This window comes from Pseudomonas sp. NPDC086566 (assembly GCF_050280885.1).
GTDB classification, from domain to species: domain Bacteria; phylum Pseudomonadota; class Gammaproteobacteria; order Pseudomonadales; family Pseudomonadaceae; genus Aquipseudomonas; species Aquipseudomonas vlassakiae.
On sequence record NZ_JBNNWD010000010.1, the window covers coordinates 238,767 to 258,198 of the forward strand.

The window sequence follows — 19,432 nt, forward strand, 5'->3', positions numbered from 1 at the left end:
ACCTCTTGCCTAAAGGGGATTAGCCTTGTTTTTTAACGAGTGCTTCGACGATGTTCGACGGAGCTTCGGCGTATTTGGAGAATTCCATGGAGTAGCTTGCGCGACCCTGAGACATGGAACGAACGTCGGTTGCGTAACCGAACATCTCTCCGAGCGGAACTTCAGCGCGGACGACACGGCCAGAGACCGACTCATCCATACCCTGTACCAGACCACGACGACGGTTCAGGTCACCCATCACGTCACCCAGGTAGTCTTCCGGGGTTACAACTTCGACCTTCATGATCGGCTCGAGAACCACGCCACCGCCCTTCTGGGCCAGTTGCTTGGTTGCCATCGAAGCAGCGATCTTGAACGCCATTTCGTTGGAGTCGACGTCGTGGTACGAACCATCGAATACCGCAGCCTTCAGGCCGATCAGAGGATAACCGGCAACAACGCCGTTTTTCATCTGCTCTTCGATACCCTTCTGGATCGCAGGGATGTATTCCTTAGGAATCACACCACCAACGACTTCGTTGGCGAACACCAGACCTTCGGTGATGTTGCCCTTGTCGTCCTGATCCGGCTCCGAGAAACGGATCCAGCAGTGACCGAACTGACCACGACCGCCCGACTGACGAACGAATTTGCCTTCGATTTCGACGTTGGACTTGGTGATCTTCTCGCGGTACGAAACCTGCGGCTTACCGATGTTGGCTTCGACGTTGAACTCGCGCTTCATGCGGTCAACGAGGATGTCCAGGTGCAGCTCGCCCATACCGGAGATGATGGTCTGGCCGGTTTCTTCGTCGGTCTTGACGCGGAACGACGGGTCTTCCTGGGCCAGCTTGCCCAGAGCGATACCCATCTTCTCCTGGTCAGCCTTGGTTTTCGGCTCTACGGAGAGCGAAATTACCGGCTCAGGGAAGTCCATACGCTCGAGGATGATCGGCTTGTCGGCGTTGCACAGGGTGTCACCGGTGGTGACGTCCTTCATGCCGATCAGAGCAGCGATGTCGCCTGCACGTACTTCCTTGATTTCTTCACGCTGGTTGGCGTGCATCTGCACCATACGACCAACGCGCTCTTTCTTGCCCTTGACCGAGTTGATGACGGAGTCACCGGAGGTCAGGAAGCCCGAATAAACGCGGACGAAGGTCAGAGTACCAACGAACGGGTCGGTAGCAATCTTGAATGCCAGAGCCGAGAACGGCTCGTCATCGCTGGCGTGACGCTCGTCGTACTGCTCAGGAGTGACTTCATCCTTCGGCACTTCGGCCAGATCAGGGTGGATACCCTTGATCGCAGGAATTTCGGTCGGAGCAGGCAGGAAGTCGATGACGGCGTCGAGAACCAGGGGAACGCCCTTGTTCTTGAACGACGAACCGCAGACAGCCGGAACGATCTCGCTGGCCAGGGTGCGCGCGCGCAGGCCTGCCTTGATTTCTTCGACGGTCAGCTCACCTTCTTCAAGGTACTTGTTCATCAGCTCTTCGCTGGCTTCGGCGGCGGCTTCAACCATGTTGTTGCGCCATTCGTTAGCCAAGTCGACCAGATCCGCAGGAATCTCTTCCTCACGGTAGGTAGTACCCTTGTCGTCTTCGTTCCAGTAGATGGCTTTCATCTTGATCAGGTCGACCTGACCCTGGAAGTCGTCTTCCGCACCGATAGCCAGCTGGATCGGAACCGGGGTGTGACCCAGGCGGTTCTTGATCTGGCCGACAACGCGCAGGAAGTTGGCACCGGCACGGTCCATCTTGTTCACGTAGACAACACGTGGAACGCCGTACTTGTTGGCCTGACGCCATACGGTTTCGGACTGCGGCTCAACGCCGGAGGTACCGCAGAACACAACGACCGCGCCGTCGAGTACACGCAGCGAACGCTCAACTTCAATGGTGAAGTCAACGTGGCCGGGGGTATCGATGACGTTTACGCGGTAGTTGTCGTACTGACCACGGGAACCTTTCCAGAAGGTGGTAACGGCAGCGGAGGTAATGGTGATACCGCGCTCCTGCTCCTGCACCATCCAGTCGGTGGTCGCGGCGCCGTCATGCACCTCGCCCATCTTGTGGCTCAGACCTGTGTAGAACAGGATCCGCTCGGTAGTGGTAGTCTTGCCCGCGTCAACGTGGGCGCAGATACCGATGTTACGGTAGCGGTTAATTGCTGTAGTACGAGCCATAAAGCCCTCGCAAAATAATTGATGCTTGAATTAGAAGCGGTAGTGCGAGAACGCTTTGTTGGCTTCAGCCATACGGTGCACGTCTTCACGCTTCTTGACTGCAGCACCTTTGCCTTCGGCAGCATCCAGCAGCTCACCGGCCAGGCGCAGAGCCATCGACTTCTCGCCACGCTTGCGGGCGTAGTCTACGAGCCAGCGCATTGCCAGAGCGTTACGACGGGATGGACGAACTTCAACCGGAACCTGGTAAGTGGCACCGCCGACACGGCGGGACTTTACTTCGACCAGCGGAGCGATGGCGTCGAGAGCTTTCTCGAAGATTTCCAGGGGGTCGCTGTTCTTGCGTGCTTTGACGGTATCCAGGGCACCGTAAACGATGCGCTCGGCTACGGCCTTCTTGCCGCTTTCCATCACGTGGTTCATGAACTTGGCGAGGATCTGGGATCCGTACTTCGGATCGTCAAGGATCTCACGTTTTGCTGCTACACGACGTCTTGGCATGATAAGCCCTCAAACGGTCTTCAGGTTAGCCCGGGACGTGGGTCTTCGACCCCTGCCCGACCTTACTCTTATCGACTCAAAAAAATGGATGTCTGCAAACGGCCGATTACTTCGGACGCTTGGTACCGTATTTCGAACGACCCTGGTTACGGCCTTTAACGCCCGAAGTATCCAGAGAGCCGCGAACGGTGTGGTAACGAACACCTGGCAAGTCTTTTACACGGCCGCCACGGATCAGGACGACGCTGTGCTCTTGCAGGTTGTGGCCTTCACCACCGATGTACGAGGAAACCTCGAAACCGTTGGTCAGACGCACACGGCATACTTTACGCAGTGCCGAGTTAGGTTTTTTCGGCGTGGTGGTGTACACGCGGGTGCACACGCCACGACGCTGCGGGCAGTTCTGCAGCGCAGGAACGTCGGACTTCTCGACCGAACGCTTACGCGGCTGACGTACCAGCTGGTTGATAGTTGCCATCTACTAGCTCCACTGATTGTCTTGCGACTCTATTGTCTTGCAAGAAAGCCAAAAATTGGCGAGACGGAGCCTCACCAAATTTAAGGGTACAAAAGTCTACGGAGGATCTTGCACCCAGTCAAGACGAGGCCCCGGCCCTCCTCGCCCGATCATCGGCAACATTTCGTGTCACCGAGGGTCGTTCGAGGTTTGCCGGGGCCCTGCCCTGTACTTAGTTGCCGCTGGAGTTCAGCGCTTCGGTCAGTGCGGCTTCCACCTCACTGGCGCTTACACGCAGCGGTTTGTCGGCATCACGGCGACGCTTGCGCTCGCTGTGGTAGGCCAGACCGGTACCAGCCGGGATCAGACGACCCACGACCACGTTCTCTTTCAGGCCGCGCAGGTAGTCGCGCTTGCCGGTTACAGCCGCTTCGGTCAGTACGCGGGTGGTTTCCTGGAAGGAAGCCGCGGAGATGAACGACTCGGTCGACAACGAGGCCTTGGTGATACCCAGCAGCACGCGGGTGTACTTGGAGACGAACTTGTCTTCCGCTGCCAGGCGCTCGTTTTCCATCAACACCTGGGTCAGTTCCATCTGGTCGCCCTTGATGAAGCTGGAGTCACCCGACTCGGCGATCTCGACCTTGCGCAGCATTTGACGCAGGATGGTCTCGATGTGCTTGTCGTTGATCTTAACGCCTTGCAGACGGTAAACGTCCTGGATCTCGTTGACGATGTACTTCGCCAGCGCGCTCACACCCAGCAGACGCAGGATGTCGTGCGGATCGCTCGGGCCGTCGGAGATGACTTCGCCGCGGTTTACCTGTTCGCCTTCGAAGACGTTCAGGTGGCGCCACTTCGGAATCAGCTCTTCGTACGGCTCGCTGCCGTCGGTCGGAGTAATGACCAGACGACGCTTGCCCTTGGTCTCCTTGCCGAACGCGATGGTGCCGCTGACTTCAGCCAGAATCGAGGCTTCCTTCGGACGGCGCGCTTCGAACAGGTCGGCAACGCGTGGCAGACCACCGGTGATGTCACGGGTCTTCGACGTTTCTTGCGGAATACGCGCGATAACGTCACCAACACCGATCTGGGCACCGTCAGCCACACCCACGAGGGCGTTGGCCGGCAGGAAGTACTGGGCAGGTACGTCGGTACCCGGCAGGTACAGATCCTTGCCAGCGGCGTCGACCATCTTGATTGCCGGACGGATTTCCTTGCCTGCGGCAGGGCGATCCTTGACGTCCATTACTTCAATGTTGGTCAAGCCGGTCAGTTCATCTGTCTGACGCTTGATGGTGATGTTCTCTTCCATGCCCACGAAGGTCACGGTACCTTTCAGCTCGGTAACGATCGGGTGGGTGTGCGGGTCCCACTTGGCGACGATGGCGCCAGCTTCGACCTTGTCACCTTCCTTGACCGAAATCACCGCACCGTAAGGCAGCTTGTAGCGCTCACGCTCACGACCGAATTCGTCGGCAATGGCCAGCTCGCCGGAACGCGATACGGCAACCAGGTTACCGTCGGCACGCTCAACCTGTTTCAGGTTGTGCAGGCGGACCATACCGCCGTTCTTCACCTGGACGCTGTCGGCAGCCGAGGTACGGCTTGCAGCACCACCGATGTGGAACGTACGCATGGTCAGCTGGGTACCCGGCTCACCGATCGACTGTGCAGCGATAACGCCGACAGCTTCACCGATGTTCACCTGGTGACCACGAGCCAGGTCGCGACCGTAGCACTTGGCGCAGATACCGAAGCGGGTTTCGCAGTTGATCGGCGAACGCACGATCACTTCGTCGATGCTGTTCAGCTCGATGAACTCGACCCACTGCTCGTCGACCAGGGTACCGGCCGGAACGATGACGTCCTCGGTGCCTGGCTTGAACACGTCACGGGCAATGACACGACCCAGTACACGCTCGCCCAGCGGCTCTACAACGTCGCCGCCTTCGATGTGCGGGGTCATCAGCAGGCCCTGGTCGGTGCCGCAGTCGATCTCGGTCACGACCAGGTCTTGCGCAACGTCTACCAGACGACGGGTCAGGTAACCGGAGTTCGCAGTCTTCAGTGCGGTATCCGCCAGACCCTTACGAGCACCGTGGGTCGAGATGAAGTACTGGAGTACGCTCAGACCTTCACGGAAGTTCGCGGTGATCGGCGTCTCGATGATCGAGCCGTCCGGCTTGGCCATCAGGCCACGCATACCAGCCAGCTGACGGATCTGGGCTGCGGAACCCCGCGCACCCGAGTCAGCCATCATGTACATCGAGTTGAAGGACTCTTGGTCGACTTCGTTGCCGTCGCGGTCGATGACCTTCTCTTTCGAGAGGTTGGCCATCATCGCCTTGGATACTTCGTCGTTCGCCTTCGACCACAAGTCGATGACCTTGTTGTACTTCTCGCCCTGGGTTACCAGGCCGGACGCGTACTGGCTCTCGATTTCCTTCACTTCGTCGGTAGCGTTACCGATGATGCGGGCTTTCTCATCCGGGATAACGAAGTCGTTAACACCGATGGAAACGCCGGAAATGGTCGAGTAGGCGAAACCGGTGTACATCAGCTGGTCAGCGAAGATAACGGTCTCTTTCAGGCCAACCACGCGGTAGCACTGGTTGATCAGCTTGGAGATCGCCTTCTTCTTCATCGGCTGGTTGACCACATCGTACGGCAGGCCTGCCGGTACAACCTGGAACAGCAGCGCACGGCCGACGGTGGTGTCGACGATGCGGGTATTCTTGACCACCGAACCGTCACGCTCTTTCACGGTTTCGTTGATACGAACCTTGATCTTCGCGTGCAGGGCAGCTTCGCCGGCGCGGAATACGCGGTCGACTTCCTGCAGGTCGGCGAATACGCGACCTTCACCCTTGGCGTTGATGGCTTCACGGGTCATGTAGTACAGACCCAGTACAACGTCCTGCGACGGAACGATGATTGGCTCACCGTTGGCTGGCGACAGGATGTTGTTGGTCGACATCATCAGCGCGCGCGCTTCGAGCTGGGCTTCCAGCGTCAGCGGCACGTGAACGGCCATCTGGTCACCGTCGAAGTCGGCGTTGTACGCGGCGCACACCAACGGGTGCAGCTGGATGGCCTTACCTTCGATCAGTACCGGTTCGAATGCCTGGATACCCAGACGGTGCAGGGTCGGTGCACGGTTAAGCAGCACGGGGTGTTCGCGAATCACTTCGGCGAGAACGTCCCACACCTCCGGCAGCTCGCGCTCGACCATCTTCTTGGCAGCCTTGATGGTGGTCGCCAGACCACGCATTTCCAGCTTGCCGAAAATGAACGGCTTGAACAGCTCGAGGGCCATCTTCTTCGGCAGACCGCACTGGTGCAGACGCAGGGTCGGGCCTACGGTAATTACCGAACGGCCGGAGTAGTCCACACGCTTACCGAGCAAGTTCTGACGGAAACGACCTTGCTTACCTTTGATCATGTCGGCCAGGGACTTCAGCGGACGCTTGTTCGAGCCAGTGATGGCGCGACCGCGACGGCCGTTGTCCAGCAGGGCGTCGACCGCTTCCTGCAGCATGCGCTTTTCGTTGCGCACGATGATGTCCGGCGCCGACAGATCGAGCAGGCGCTTCAGACGGTTGTTACGGTTGATCACCCGACGATACAGATCGTTCAGGTCGGAGGTCGCGAAGCGGCCGCCATCCAGCGGTACCAGCGGACGCAGGTCCGGCGGCAGTACTGGCAGGACGGTCAGGACCATCCACTCAGGCAGGTTACCCGAGCCCTGGAACGCTTCCATCAGCTTCAGGCGCTTGGACAGCTTCTTGATCTTGGTTTCCGAGTTGGTCTGCGGAATCTCTTCGCGCAGGCGGCCGATCTCGTGCTCCAGGTCGATAGCATGCAGCAGCTCGCGGACAGCCTCGGCACCCATGCGGGCGTCGAAGTCATCACCGAACTCTTCCAGCGCTTCGAAGTACTGCTCGTCGTTCAGCAGCTGGCCCTTCTCGAGGGTGGTCATGCCTGGGTCGATCACGACGTAGCTCTCGAAGTAGAGCACGCGCTCGATGTCACGCAGGGTCATGTCCATCAGCAGGCCGATACGGGACGGCAGCGACTTCAGGAACCAGATGTGGGCAACCGGCGAGGCCAGTTCGATGTGCGCCATGCGCTCACGACGAACCTTGGCCAGGGCAACTTCAACGCCGCACTTCTCGCAGATCACGCCACGGTGCTTGAGGCGCTTGTACTTGCCGCACAGGCACTCGTAGTCCTTGACTGGGCCAAAGATCTTGGCGCAGAACAGGCCGTCACGCTCAGGCTTGAACGTGCGGTAGTTGATGGTTTCCGGCTTCTTAACTTCACCGAACGACCACGAACGGATCATTTCAGGCGACGCCAGACCGATGCGGATGGCGTCGAACTCTTCGACTTGACCCTGGTTTTTCAGCAAATTCAGTAGGTCTTTCAAGGCCTTTCCTCCTGGCGGAGCAGGGAGCGGGCATTACCTGCCCCACTCCCCTTCGCGTCACGTGTTATTCGGTTTCCAGATCGATATCGATACCGAGCGAACGGATCTCTTTGATCAACACGTTGAAGGACTCGGGCATGCCCGGCTCCATACGGTGATCGCCATCCACGATGTTCTTGTACATCTTGGTACGGCCGTTCACGTCGTCCGACTTCACTGTGAGCATTTCTTGCAGAGTGTATGCCGCGCCGTATGCTTCCAGCGCCCACACTTCCATCTCCCCGAAACGCTGACCACCGAACTGCGCCTTACCACCCAGCGGCTGCTGGGTAACCAGGCTGTAGGAACCAGTGGAACGCGCGTGCATCTTGTCGTCCACCAAGTGGTTCAGCTTGAGCATGTACATGTAACCAACGGTCACAGGACGCTCGAACTTGTTGCCGGTACGGCCGTCGAACAGCACCATCTGGCCGCTTTCTGGCAGGTCTGCCAGTTTCAGCATGGCCTTGATCTCACGTTCCTTGGCACCGTCGAAGACTGGAGTGGCCATCGGCACGCCTTTCTTCAGGTTGTTCGCCAGGGCAATGATCTCTTCGTCGGTGAACTCGTCCAGGTTCTCCTGACGACCACCGATCTCGTTGTAGATCTCGGTGAGGAAGGTGCGCAGTTCAGCGGCTTTACGCTGCTCTTCGATCATGCGATCGATCTTCTCGCCCAGGCCTTTGGCCGCGAGGCCCAGGTGGGTTTCAAGGATCTGACCGACGTTCATACGCGAAGGTACACCCAGCGGGTTCAGTACCACGTCAACCGGAGTACCGTTGGCGTCGTGCGGCATGTCTTCTACCGGCATGATCACCGAGACGACACCCTTGTTACCGTGACGACCGGCCATCTTGTCACCCGGCTGGATGCGACGGCGGATTGCCAGGTAGACCTTGACGATCTTCAGTACGCCTGGAGCCAGGTCATCGCCCTGCTGCAGCTTGCGCTTCTTGTCTTCGAACTTGTCGTCCAGCAGACGGCGGCGGTCGACGATGTACTGCTGAGCCTTTTCCAGCTGCTCGTTCAGTGCATCTTCGGCCATGCGCAATTTGAACCACTGGCCGTGCTCCAGACCGTCCAGCACTTCGTCAGTGATCACGGTGCCTTTCTTCAGGCCCGCGCCACCGTCGACCACCTGGCCGTTCAGGGCAGCACGCAGACGCTCGAAGGTTGCACCTTCGACGATGCGGAACTCTTCGTTGAGGTCCTTGCGGATCTCGTCCAGCTGCATCTTCTCGATGGACAGGGCGCGGCTGTCGCGCTCTACGCCATCACGGGTGAAGACCTGTACGTCGATGACGGTACCCTTTGTGCCGGTCGGCACACGCAGGGAGGTGTCTTTAACGTCGCTGGCCTTTTCACCGAAGATCGCGCGCAGCAGTTTTTCTTCCGGCGTCAGCTGGGTTTCGCCCTTCGGCGTGACCTTGCCAACCAGGATGTCGCCAGCGCCGACTTCGGCACCCACGTAGACGATACCGGCTTCGTCCAGCTTGTTCAGAGCGGCTTCACCCACGTTCGGGATGTCCGCGGTGATTTCCTCTGGGCCAAGCTTGGTGTCACGCGCCACACAGGTCAGTTCCTGGATGTGGATGGTGGTGAAGCGGTCTTCCTGAACCACACGCTCGGACAGGCAGATGGAGTCTTCGAAGTTGAAGCCGTTCCACGCCATGAACGCGATGCGCATGTTCTGGCCCAGCGCCAGTTCACCCATGTCGGTGGACGGGCCGTCAGCCATGATGTCGCCACGCTGGACCTTGTCACCTTTGCTCACCAGCGGACGCTGGTTGATGCAGGTGTTCTGGTTCGAGCGGGTGTACTTGGTCAGGTTGTAGATATCCACACCTGCTTCACCGGTCTCGACTTCGTCGTCGGCTACGCGAACGACGATACGGCTGGCGTCGACCGAGTCGATCACACCACCGCGGCGAGCAACCACGCAGACACCGGAGTCACGGGCAACGTTGCGCTCCATGCCGGTACCTACCAGCGGCTTGTCAGCACGCAGGGTGGGTACAGCCTGACGCTGCATGTTCGAACCCATCAACGCACGGTTGGCGTCGTCGTGCTCGAGGAACGGAATCAGCGACGCAGCAACGGAAACTACCTGCTTCGGCGAAACGTCCATCAGGGTGACGTCTTCCGGCGCCTTAACGGTGAATTCATTCAGGTGACGAACCGCTACCAGCTCATCGATCAGCTGCTTCTTCTCGTTCATCGCAGCCGAAGCCTGAGCGATGACGTGATCCGCTTCTTCGATGGCCGACAGGAACACGATGTCATCAGTGACCACGCCTTCCTTCACCACGCGGTACGGGCTTTCAAGGAAGCCGTACTGGTTGGTGCGGGCATAGGCCGCCAGGGAGTTGATCAGACCGATGTTCGGGCCTTCAGGGGTCTCGATCGGGCACACGCGGCCGTAGTGGGTCGGGTGTACGTCACGGACTTCGAAGCCGGCGCGCTCACGGGTCAGACCACCAGGGCCGAGTGCGGAAACGCGGCGCTTGTGGGTGATCTCGGAGAGCGGGTTGTTCTGGTCCATGAACTGCGAGAGCTGGCTGGAACCGAAGAACTCTTTCACCGCCGCCGCTACCGGCTTGGCGTTGATCAGGTCCTGCGGCATCAAGCCTTCGCTTTCAGCCATCGACAGGCGTTCCTTGACCGCACGCTCAACACGTACCAGGCCAACGCGGAACTGGTTCTCGGCCATCTCGCCAACGCAACGAACGCGACGGTTACCCAGGTGGTCGATGTCGTCGACGATGCCTTTGCCGTTACGGATATCGACCAGGGTCTTCAGAACCTCGACGATATCTTCTTTGCTCAGCACGCCCGAACCTTCGATCTCGGTACGACCGATACGACGGTTGAACTTCATGCGGCCAACGGCAGACAGGTCGTAACGCTCGGCGCTGAAGAACAGGTTGTTGAACAGGGTCTCGGCAGCATCCTTGGTCGGCGGCTCGCCTGGACGCATCATGCGGTAGATCTCGACCAGGGCTTCCAGCTGGTTGCTGGTGGTGTCGATCTTCAGGGTATCCGAGATGAACGGACCGCAATCGATGTCGTTGGTGTACAGGGTCTCGATGCGGACAACCTGAGCCTTGGCGATCTTGATAAGCAGCTCGGTGGTCAGCTCGGTGTTGCACTCGGCCAGGATCTCGCCGGTAGCCGGATGAACGATGGCCTTGGCGGTGGTGCGACCGAGGACGTATTCCATCGGCACGTCCAGCTGGTTGACGCCAGCCTTCTCGAGCTGATTGACGTGGCGCGCAGTGATGCGACGACCCTGCTCGACAATGACCTTGCCAGCGCCGTCATGGATGTCCATGACCGCGACTTCACCACGCAGACGCTGAGGTACCAGTTCCAGGCTCAGCTTCTCGCCCGAAATGTGGAACACGTTGGTGGTGTAGAAGGTGTTGAGCACTTCTTCCGTGCTGTAGCCCAGCGCGCGCAGCAGCACCGAGGCCGGCAGTTTGCGGCGACGGTCGATACGCACGAACACGCAGTCTTTCGGGTCGAACTCGAAGTCCAGCCACGAACCGCGGTAAGGGATGATGCGAGCGGAGTACAGCAGCTTGCCGGAGCTGTGCGTCTTGCCACGGTCGTGGTCGAAGAACACACCAGGCGAACGGTGCAGCTGGGAAACGATTACTCGTTCGGTACCGTTGATAACGAAGGTACCGTTCTCAGTCATCAGGGGGATTTCACCCATGTAGACTTCTTGCTCTTTGATGTCCTTGATCGCTTTGTTCGACGATTCCTTGTCGAAGATGATCAGGCGCACCTTGACCCGCAGTGGGACCGCGAAGGTCACGCCACGCAGGACACATTCCTTCACATCGAAGGCGGGATCGCCCAGGCGGTAGCCTACGTACTCCAGGGCAGCATTGCCGGAGTAGCTGATGATCGGGAATACCGACTTGAAGGCCGCGTGCAGGCCGACGTCACGGAACTGATCCTTGGATGCTCCCGCTTGCAGGAATTCGCGATACGAATCCAGCTGGATGGCCAGAAGATATGGCACATCCATGACGTCCGGCAACTTGCTAAAGTCCTTGCGGATACGTTTTTTCTCAGTGTATGAGTAAGCCATCAGCGTTCCCCAGCTTGGTCACCTGCTTGTTTGGCTTCTCCCGGCGGGAGCAGCCAGAAAATCGTGCAAACCCCTTGGTTTGCGCACCCACATGGGTGTCTTGCAGCGTGCTATCGGGGCCGGCTTGACCAGCCACCAATAACGGAAAAAGGCCGGTGGCATAAGCCACCAGCCATCAGCCTTTCGCTCAACGCTCAGGCTGGCATCGCAAAGTCGAAATTACTTCAGCTCGACTTTAGCGCCTGCTTCTTCCAGCTTCTTCTTAGCGTCTTCAGCGGCTTCTTTCGAAACGCCTTCAGCTACAACCTGAGGAGCGCCGTCGACTTTCTCTTTGGCTTCTTTCAGGCCCAGACCGGTCAGTTCGCGAACGGCTTTGATCACGTTCACTTTCTTGTCGCCGGCTTCAACCAGAACAACGTTGAACTCGGTCTGCTCTTCAACAGCGGCAGCGGCGGTAGCTGGGCCAGCGGCAACAGCGGCAGCAGCGGTAACGCCGAAGGTTTCTTCCATCGCTTTGATCAGTTCAACAATTTCCAGAACGGTTTTCTGGCCGATCGCTTCGATGATTTGCTCGTTAGTCAGAGACATGACTTAAATCCTGTATTGGGGTGACAGCCTACGCAGCCATCAAATTAAACGTATGATTTTGAAAGCGTTGCGCGTGCCTTAGGCAGCAGCAGCTTCTTTCTGGTCGCGCAGAGCTGCCAGGGTACGAGCCAGCTTGCTGGTTGCACCTTGGATTACGCTCATCAGCTGTGCGATAGCCTCGTCGCGAGTTGGCAGGGTTGCCAGCACGTCGATCTGGTTAGCGGCAAGGAACTTGCCGTCAAACGCAGCTGCCTTGATCTCGAACTTGTCCTGACCCTTGGCGAACTCTTTGAACAGACGAGCGGCAGCGCCCGGGTGTTCGTTGGAGAAAGCAATCAGGGTCGGGCCTTTGAACGCGTCGTTGAGGATCGAGAATTCGGTGCCTTCAACAGCGCGCTTGAGCAGGGTGTTACGTACGACACGTACGTATACGCCAGCTTCGCGGGCCTCTTTACGGAGTCCGGTCATTGCGCCTACAGTCACACCACGGGCATCGGCCACGACAGCGGACAGAGCGACTTTGGCAGCCTCGTTGACTTCAGCGACGATGGCCTTCTTGTCTTCGAGTTTAATTGCCACGGGTTTACTCCTGGTTTTTACCGTTTCATCTGGCCGAAGCCGGATGTCGTTTTGGTGTCTGATTCGGTAAACGAATCGGGAGCACCATCTGCGTGGGCTGGGGTTTTAAGGCTCGCGCCGCCTACGGTCTTGGATAGCCCCCGCCAGGCAGGGACCCCAATTTTTGCTGGTGGCGCGACAGGTCGCGCCACCATGTTCTTACACGTTCAGCGAGCTCTGATCGATGATCAGACCTGGGCCCATGGTGGTGCTCAGGGTAACGCGCTTGACGTAGATACCTTTCGAAGAGGCCGGCTTGATACGCTTCAGGTCAGCGATCAGGGCTTCAACGTTTTCCTTCAGCTTGTCAGCTTCGAAGCCGATCTTGCCAACGGAGGTGTGGATGATACCGTTTTTGTCGGTACGGTAGCGAACCTGACCAGCCTTGGCGTTTTTGACAGCGCCGGCTACGTCTGGGGTCACGGTACCCACTTTCGGGTTAGGCATCAGGCCGCGAGGACCCAGAACCTGACCCAGCTGACCTACAACGCGCATGGCATCAGGCGATGCGATGACGACGTCATAGTTCAGGTCGCCGCCTTTCATTTCGGCAGCCAGATCGTCCATACCTACACGGTCAGCGCCGGCAGCCAGAGCGGCTTCAGCAGCTGGACCCTGGGTGAAGACAGCAACACGTACGGTCTTGCCAGTGCCGTGTGGCAGCACGGTAGCGCTACGAACGACCTGGTCGGATTTACGCGGGTCAACACCGAGGTTAACGGCGATGTCGTAGGACTCTACGAATTTGGCAGCCGGCAGCGAAGCGAGCAGAGTTGCGGCTTCTTCGAAGTTGTAGGCCTTGCCTGCTTCGATTTTCTCGGCGATTGCCTTTTGGCGCTTGGTCAGCTTAGCCATTACACACCCTCCACGTTCAGGCCCATGCTGCGGGCAGAGCCAGCGATGGTGCGTACAGCTGCGTCCAGGTCAGCGGCGGTCAGATCAGCCTGTTTAGCCTTGGCGATATCTTCCAGCTGAGCACGGGTAACGGTACCGACTTTAACGGTGTTCGGGCGAGCCGAACCACTGGTCAGGCCAGCAGCTTTCTTCAGCAGAACCGAGGCAGGGGTGCTCTTGGTCTCGAAGGTGAAGCTACGGTCGCTGTAGACAGTGATGATCACTGGAGTCGGCAGGCCGGCTTCTTGACCCTGAGTACGGGCGTTGAAGGCCTTGCAGAATTCCATGATGTTCACACCGTGTTGGCCCAGAGCTGGACCGACGGGTGGGCTTGGGTTGGCCTGGCCGGCCTTAACTTGCAGCTTGATGTAAGCCTGAATCTTCTTAGCCATGAGCTACTCCAAAATCGGGTACGAACGCCTATTGGCTCCCCGGATGACTTGCGTTTTATCCCAGTGACGACAAAACCCCGCAGCACACAGGGCTGCGGGGTATGGGATGCTTCGTCCGCCTAGACCTTTTCGACCTGGCTGAACTCGAGCTCCACCGGAGTAGAGCGACCGAAAATGAGCACCGCAACCTGCAGGCGACTCTTTTCGTAGTTAACCTCTTCGACACTACCATTGAAGTCAGCGAACGGACCGTCAATGACTCGAACCACTTCACCCGGCTCGAACAGTGTCTTCGGCTTCGGCTTGTCACTACCGTCGGCAACGCGACGCAGGATAGCTTCAGCTTCTTTATCGGTAATCGGTGCAGGCTTGTCTGCAGTACCACCGATAAAGCCCATCACACGAGGGGTATCCTTGACCAAGTGCCAGGTCCCTTCGTTCATCTCCATCTGGACCAATACATAGCCAGGGAAGAATTTGCGCTCACTTTTGCGCTTCTGGCCATTGCGCATTTCAACGACTTCTTCGGTCGGGACCAGGATCTCGCCGAAACCGTCTTCCATGCCTGCCAGCTTCACGCGCTCGATCAGAGAGCGCATTACATGCTTCTCGTAACCCGAGTAAGCATGCACAACATACCAACGCTTAGCCACGGGACACCTTTAGCCAACGATCAGGGAGACCGCCCAGCCGAGCAGGGAATCAAGACCCCACAGCAGCAGTGCCATAACCAGCACGACAGCCACAACAATCAGCGTGGTCTGGGTGGTTTCCTGGCGGGTCGGCCACACGACTTTACGGATCTCGGCACGAGCTTCCTTCGCCAGCACAAAGAACGACTTACCCTTCGCAGTCTGCAGAGCTACAAAGCCTGCGACAGCAGCCAGGGCGAGAAGTGCAAGGACGCGATACAGGATTGGAGAGGCGGAGTAATACTGATTACCCACGACACCAACAACCACCAAAGCCACTACAGCCAGCCACTTGAACAGATCAAAACGCGATTCTTGGGCTTCAGTTTTGGGGGTCATCGAGGAGGATCCTGTAAGAAGAAAGCCATCACACCGAGGTGAAATGGCAGGTCAGGAGGGAATCGAACCCCCAACCTACGGTTTTGGAGACCGTCGCTCTGCCAATTGAGCTACTGACCTGTAACGCTGTATCAGGCCGGCCATTATACCGGCCTGATCAAGTAAATCAACTACTTATTCAATAATTTTTGCTACGACGCCGGCGCCGACGGTACGACCGCCTTCACGGATAGCGAAGCGCAGACCGTCTTCCATTGCGATGGTCTTGATCAGGGTGACAGTCATCTGAATGTTGTCACCTGGCATTACCATTTCAACGCCTTCCGGCAGTTCGCAGTTACCGGTCACGTCAGTGGTACGGAAGTAGAACTGAGGACGGTAGCCTTTGAAGAACGGAGTGTGACGACCGCCTTCTTCCTTCGACAGGACGTAGACTTCTGCGGTGAACTTGGTGTGCGGCTTGACCGAACCTGGCTTGACCAGAACCTGGCCACGCTCAACGTCGTCACGCTTGGTACCACGCAGCAGAACGCCGCAGTTCTCGCCAGCACGGCCTTCGTCCAGCAGCTTGCGGAACATCTCAACACCGGTGCAGGTGGTGGTGGAGGTGTCACGCAGACCAACGATTTCCAGCGGATCCTGAACGCGGACGATACCACGCTCGATACGACCGGTAACAACGGTACCACGACCCGAGATCGAGAATACGTCTTCGATTGGCATCAGGAATGGCTGGTCGATGGCACGAACTGGCTCAGGGATGTAGGCATCCAGAGTTTCTACCAGCTTCTTGACAGCGGTAGTACCCATTTCGTTGTCATCTTTGCCTTCCAGAGCCATACGAGCCGAACCGATGATGATCGGAGTGTCGTCGCCTGGGAAGTCGTAGGTGGACAGCAGGTCGCGAACTTCCATTTCGACCAGTTCCAGCAGCTCAGCGTCGTCTACCAGGTCAGCCTTGTTCAGGAAGACCACGATGTACGGAACGCCAACCTGACGGGACAGCAGGATGTGCTCACGGGTTTGTGGCATCGGACCATCGGCGGCCGAGCAAACCAGGATCGCGCCGTCCATCTGGGCAGCACCGGTGATCATGTTCTTCACGTAGTCAGCGTGACCTGGGCAGTCAACGTGAGCGTAGTGACGAATGTTCGAGTTGTACTCGACGTGAGCGGTGTTGATGGTGATACCGCGCGCTTTTTCTTCCGGAGCCGAGTCGATCTTGTCGAACTCAACGACTGCCGAACCGAAAACTTCGGAGCAGACGCGAGTCAGAGCTGCGGTCAGAGTGGTCTTACCGTGGTCAACGTGGCCGATAGTGCCGACGTTAACGTGGGGAAGGGAACGATCAAACTTTTCCTTAGCCATCGATACAATCCTCCGCAGAAGAAAATGGTCTTACGCTGATAAAACAAAGGCAGATATTTTCATATCTGCCTTGTTTATATGGAGCTCTTGAGCGGACTTGAACCGCTGACCTCACCCTTACCAAGGGTGTGCTCTACCAACTGAGCTACAAGAGCGAAACACTTTGCGCAAAATCCAGCAAACTTGGAGCGGGTAGCGGGAATCGAACCCGCATCATCAGCTTGGAAGGCTGAGGTTCTACCACTAAACTATACCCGCGGAGCTTGCGGCTCTCGCTAAAACTGGTGGAGGGAGAAGGATTCGAACCTTCGAAGCTCTCGCAACGGATTTACAGTCCGTCCCCTTTGACCGCTCGGGAATCCCTCCAGATGTGGCCGGCATTCTATTTGTCTGCCGTCCCAGTGTCAAGCTTTTTTTCAAATTTTTTCAATCAAATCTGAAACTTAGCTGCTTTGACACTCGCTTCCAGTTCTGCCACCTGAGTGGTGTTCCCTGTGAAGCGGGCGCCATTCTATCAAGCTATTCACCAGTTGCAATACCCTGGCAGAAAATAATTTTATGTTTTAAGTCTTTGAAATCGTTGGAAAGAGTCTCGAGCACGGTTTGGTCCAGCAAACGCTCGCTTTCCGGGGAGATCTTGAGCCAGGCACCTTCGGCACCAGGCAACTGGCCAGCCACCGGCACAGCATTGATATCCAGGCTTAGCAGGCGCTGTCGCAGCGCATCGAGTTGATCGCGAGCCATCAGGCCACCTACCACCAGGCATTCATCGCGTCGTCGGGCCGGTGCAGATGCGCCAGTCTCCTTGAGCAGACGGATCTCTTGCTGATTTCCTTTGTACAACGACAACGGCGCGACATCCTTCGCCTTCAGCGGGGCTTCCTGTTGGTGCCAGACGTAATAGAAGACGTTAAGCACCAGCAACAGCAGAAACAACCAACGCATAAGCACCTCAGTCCAGTGGACAGGCCATGGCCAGGCCGACAAATACCAGGTCAGGGACTACCCTGCCCTGCGGCGCCGCCTCGCGCACCAGCGGCGCATCCCCTCCCGTCAGGAATACCGTGAAGTCTTCACCCCACAAAGCCCGAGCCTGCTCGAGCTGCGTGCGGGCAAAACCCTGCAGCATCAATACACAACCGCGTTCTACCGCTTCGACTGTGGAGCGCCCTGGCGCAAGGCTGCTCAGAGCCCGCTCAGCCGAAGCGTCGTCGTAGCGAATACGGCGGGTATGCGTCCGCAGTTGGCTACGCATGAGCGGCATACCTGGGCAGATGTAGCCCCCCAGGTGTTCGCCATCGGCCGATACAAAGTCGGCCTTGGCCGCTGTGCCCAGATCAATGACCAGGCAGGCCCCCTTGGCGAGATGGAAAGCACCCAATACCGCGAGCCAGCGATCCATGCCGAGGCGCTGGTAATCGTCATAACCATTGCGCACACCTGCCATTTGTTGCGCAGGCTCTGCAACCCGGGCAACCACAGCAAAAGCCTTGGCGATCAGCGCACAGAGGGCGGCTGTTTCATCCTCGCTACGCACACTGACGATTCGACAGCCGGTTAGACGCAATGATTGCAGGGCCGCGACCTCGCCTACCAGGGCCTGGTCCGAATCGACAATGCCACCACCGACAATGGTGGCGTCGGCAGCATGAATGACACGCCACTTGATGAAGCTGTTACCGCAATCGAGCTCAAGAATCATCACGCAACCTCAAACTGAGCTCACCACCACTGAAGCTCTTTTCCACACCGTCGACTTCAAGGCGCAATCCACCCTGCCCGTCCACCCCCAGCACTACACCATCGATACGGGTGGCACCGGCGACGAGCGACACATTACGCCCCTGCCACAGGTGCGACTGCTCCCACTCTTCCTGGAAGGCCGCAAAACCGTAGCGCCGATGACGGGCCAATTCATGCTGCAGTTGCCGGCTGAGCATGGCCACCAGGCGATTGCGATCAATTGTCACTCCAATCTCACGCCGCATCGAGGTCCACTGCTGATCGACCTGCTCATTGACCTGCATGTTCACATTGATGCCGATGCCAAGCACCACATGGCAGACGTCTGCTGGATCGCCCACTAACTCAAGAAGAATACCGGTGATCTTCTGCCCGCGAACCAAGACATCGTTGGGCCACTTCAACCCCACGTCCTTTACACCAAACGCCTGCAGCGTGCGCATCACGGCCAACCCGACCACCAGGCTGAGCCCCTCCAACTGACGCATGCCACCGTCTACGCGCAAAACCAGGCTGTAATAGAGGTTTTCTGCGAATGGGCTAATCCATGTGCGTCCTCGCCGGCCACGCCCAGCACTCTGGCGCTCGGCCAGGACCAGGAAGGGTGCTGATTGCCCTTCACTGGCAAGCCGCAGGCCTTCGGCGTTGGTCGAATCGATTGTTTCATGGATGAAAACGGGCCAGCACTCACCCTCGCTGAGCTCAGCAATCGCCTGAGCATCAAGCAAGCTCAGCGGCGCAACCAACTGGTAACCACGCCCTCGAACTTTATGAATGGTGAGGTTCAGCTCACTTTCCAGATGTTGCAGCTGCTTCCAAACGGCGCTGCGACTCACCCCGAGGGCCGCCCCCAAGGCTTCTCCGGAATGGAACCGGCCATCCTTGAGGAGATTCAACAACTTCAGCATGCCAGTCTCGACTTGGAATAAGGCTGGCATGATAGCTAGGGGTCGTTGGCTTGCATAGGAAAAGGGCTGCGCACGGGTGCGACAATTGCCTGCATTCAGGCCAGAAAGACAAAACCCCTACCTGCATGCGCAGATAGGGGTTTTGCGAAATGAATCTTGACGATGACCTACTCTCACATGGGGAAACCCCACACT

At 57.9% G+C, this 19,432-nt stretch carries 15 protein-coding genes and 4 tRNA genes; all 19 read right to left on the reverse strand.

What is annotated here, in order from left to right:
• Positions 1–19: 19 nt before the first annotated feature.
• Positions 20–2,167, reverse strand: coding sequence for an elongation factor G (gene fusA, locus ACQKPS_RS22975; protein WP_176510301.1), 2,148 nt, complete (start codon positions 2,165–2,167; stop codon positions 20–22).
• 30 nt (positions 2,168–2,197) lie between these two features.
• On the reverse strand, positions 2,198–2,668 hold the full coding sequence (gene rpsG, locus ACQKPS_RS22980) for a 30S ribosomal protein S7 (RefSeq protein ID WP_003246741.1): 471 nt from the start codon (positions 2,666–2,668) through the stop codon (positions 2,198–2,200).
• Positions 2,669–2,774: 106 nt separating this feature from the next.
• Positions 2,775–3,146, reverse strand: coding sequence for a 30S ribosomal protein S12 (gene rpsL / locus ACQKPS_RS22985; RefSeq protein WP_003255492.1), 372 nt, complete (start codon positions 3,144–3,146; stop codon positions 2,775–2,777).
• A gap of 211 nt (positions 3,147–3,357) precedes the next feature.
• On the reverse strand, positions 3,358–7,557 hold the full coding sequence (gene rpoC / locus ACQKPS_RS22990) for a DNA-directed RNA polymerase subunit beta' (RefSeq protein WP_176510300.1): 4,200 nt from the start codon (positions 7,555–7,557) through the stop codon (positions 3,358–3,360).
• Between the two features lie 64 nt (positions 7,558–7,621).
• Positions 7,622–11,695, reverse strand: a complete 4,074-nt coding sequence (gene rpoB / locus ACQKPS_RS22995) for a DNA-directed RNA polymerase subunit beta (protein WP_427605670.1) — start codon at positions 11,693–11,695, stop codon at positions 7,622–7,624.
• A gap of 219 nt (positions 11,696–11,914) precedes the next feature.
• The gene (rplL, locus tag ACQKPS_RS23000; protein ID WP_054887147.1) at positions 11,915–12,283 is read right to left on the reverse strand and encodes a 50S ribosomal protein L7/L12; all 369 of its coding nucleotides are present in this window, start codon (positions 12,281–12,283) and stop codon (positions 11,915–11,917) included.
• A gap of 78 nt (positions 12,284–12,361) precedes the next feature.
• A complete protein-coding gene (rplJ, locus tag ACQKPS_RS23005; RefSeq protein ID WP_003257082.1) occupies positions 12,362–12,862 on the reverse strand; it encodes a 50S ribosomal protein L10 in 501 nt (166 codons plus the stop codon).
• A gap of 198 nt (positions 12,863–13,060) precedes the next feature.
• Positions 13,061–13,756 carry a 50S ribosomal protein L1 gene (gene rplA / locus ACQKPS_RS23010; protein ID WP_027919361.1) on the reverse strand — a complete coding sequence of 232 codons (696 nt, stop codon included), beginning with the start codon at positions 13,754–13,756 and terminating at the stop codon, positions 13,061–13,063.
• Positions 13,756–14,187 carry a 50S ribosomal protein L11 gene (gene rplK / locus ACQKPS_RS23015; protein ID WP_003255500.1) on the reverse strand — a complete coding sequence of 144 codons (432 nt, stop codon included), beginning with the start codon at positions 14,185–14,187 and terminating at the stop codon, positions 13,756–13,758. The genes rplA and rplK overlap by 1 nt, the downstream gene beginning before the upstream one ends.
• A 119-nt stretch (positions 14,188–14,306) precedes the next feature.
• Positions 14,307–14,840 carry a transcription termination/antitermination protein NusG gene (gene nusG / locus ACQKPS_RS23020; RefSeq protein ID WP_003255501.1) on the reverse strand — a complete coding sequence of 178 codons (534 nt, stop codon included), beginning with the start codon at positions 14,838–14,840 and terminating at the stop codon, positions 14,307–14,309.
• A gap of 9 nt (positions 14,841–14,849) precedes the next feature.
• Positions 14,850–15,218, reverse strand: coding sequence for a preprotein translocase subunit SecE (gene secE / locus ACQKPS_RS23025; protein ID WP_254481636.1), 369 nt, complete (start codon positions 15,216–15,218; stop codon positions 14,850–14,852).
• A gap of 44 nt (positions 15,219–15,262) precedes the next feature.
• A tRNA-Trp gene (locus tag ACQKPS_RS23030) sits at positions 15,263–15,338 on the reverse strand.
• Positions 15,339–15,392: 54 nt separating this feature from the next.
• The gene (gene tuf / locus ACQKPS_RS23035) at positions 15,393–16,586 is read right to left on the reverse strand and encodes an elongation factor Tu (RefSeq protein WP_054881963.1); all 1,194 of its coding nucleotides are present in this window, start codon (positions 16,584–16,586) and stop codon (positions 15,393–15,395) included.
• Between the two features lie 79 nt (positions 16,587–16,665).
• A tRNA-Thr gene (locus ACQKPS_RS23040) sits at positions 16,666–16,741 on the reverse strand.
• A gap of 29 nt (positions 16,742–16,770) precedes the next feature.
• Positions 16,771–16,844, reverse strand: a tRNA-Gly gene (locus ACQKPS_RS23045).
• A 24-nt stretch (positions 16,845–16,868) separates the two neighbouring features.
• Positions 16,869–16,952, reverse strand: a tRNA-Tyr gene (locus ACQKPS_RS23050).
• Between the two features lie 153 nt (positions 16,953–17,105).
• Positions 17,106–17,531 (reverse strand): hypothetical protein, encoded by a 426-nt coding sequence (locus tag ACQKPS_RS23055; RefSeq protein ID WP_427605671.1) that lies wholly within the window; start codon positions 17,529–17,531, stop codon positions 17,106–17,108.
• Positions 17,532–17,538: 7 nt separating this feature from the next.
• Positions 17,539–18,288, reverse strand: a complete 750-nt coding sequence (locus ACQKPS_RS23060) for a pantothenate kinase (RefSeq protein WP_427605672.1) — start codon at positions 18,286–18,288, stop codon at positions 17,539–17,541.
• Positions 18,278–19,237, reverse strand: coding sequence for a bifunctional biotin--[acetyl-CoA-carboxylase] ligase/biotin operon repressor BirA (gene birA, locus ACQKPS_RS23065; RefSeq protein WP_313203522.1), 960 nt, complete (start codon positions 19,235–19,237; stop codon positions 18,278–18,280). Before birA ends, ACQKPS_RS23060 begins: the two co-directional genes overlap by 11 nt.
• Positions 19,238–19,432 lie beyond the last annotated feature (195 nt).

Bases quoted from the DNA above. Each gene is read 5' to 3' on its own strand.
- fusA (WP_176510301.1), bottom strand. From the start codon at position 2,167: ATGGCTCGTACTACAGCAATTAACCGCTACCGTAACATCGGTATCTGC.
- rpsG (WP_003246741.1), bottom strand. From the start codon at position 2,668: ATGCCAAGACGTCGTGTAGCAGCAAAACGTGAGATCCTTGACGATCCG.
- rpsL (WP_003255492.1), bottom strand. From the start codon at position 3,146: ATGGCAACTATCAACCAGCTGGTACGTCAGCCGCGTAAGCGTTCGGTC.
- rpoB (WP_427605670.1), bottom strand. From the start codon at position 11,695: ATGGCTTACTCATACACTGAGAAAAAACGTATCCGCAAGGACTTTAGC.
- rplL (WP_054887147.1), bottom strand. From the start codon at position 12,283: ATGTCTCTGACTAACGAGCAAATCATCGAAGCGATCGGCCAGAAAACC.
- rplA (WP_027919361.1), bottom strand. From the start codon at position 13,756: ATGGCTAAGCTGACCAAGCGCCAAAAGGCAATCGCCGAGAAAATCGAA.
- rplK (WP_003255500.1), bottom strand. From the start codon at position 14,187: ATGGCTAAGAAGATTCAGGCTTACATCAAGCTGCAAGTTAAGGCCGGC.
- secE (WP_254481636.1), bottom strand. From the start codon at position 15,218: ATGACCCCCAAAACTGAAGCCCAAGAATCGCGTTTTGATCTGTTCAAG.
- tuf (WP_054881963.1), bottom strand. From the start codon at position 16,586: ATGGCTAAGGAAAAGTTTGATCGTTCCCTTCCCCACGTTAACGTCGGC.
- ACQKPS_RS23055 (WP_427605671.1), bottom strand. From the start codon at position 17,531: ATGCGTTGGTTGTTTCTGCTGTTGCTGGTGCTTAACGTCTTCTATTAC.
- ACQKPS_RS23060 (WP_427605672.1), bottom strand. From the start codon at position 18,288: ATGATTCTTGAGCTCGATTGCGGTAACAGCTTCATCAAGTGGCGTGTC.
- birA (WP_313203522.1), bottom strand. From the start codon at position 19,237: ATGCTGAAGTTGTTGAATCTCCTCAAGGATGGCCGGTTCCATTCCGGA.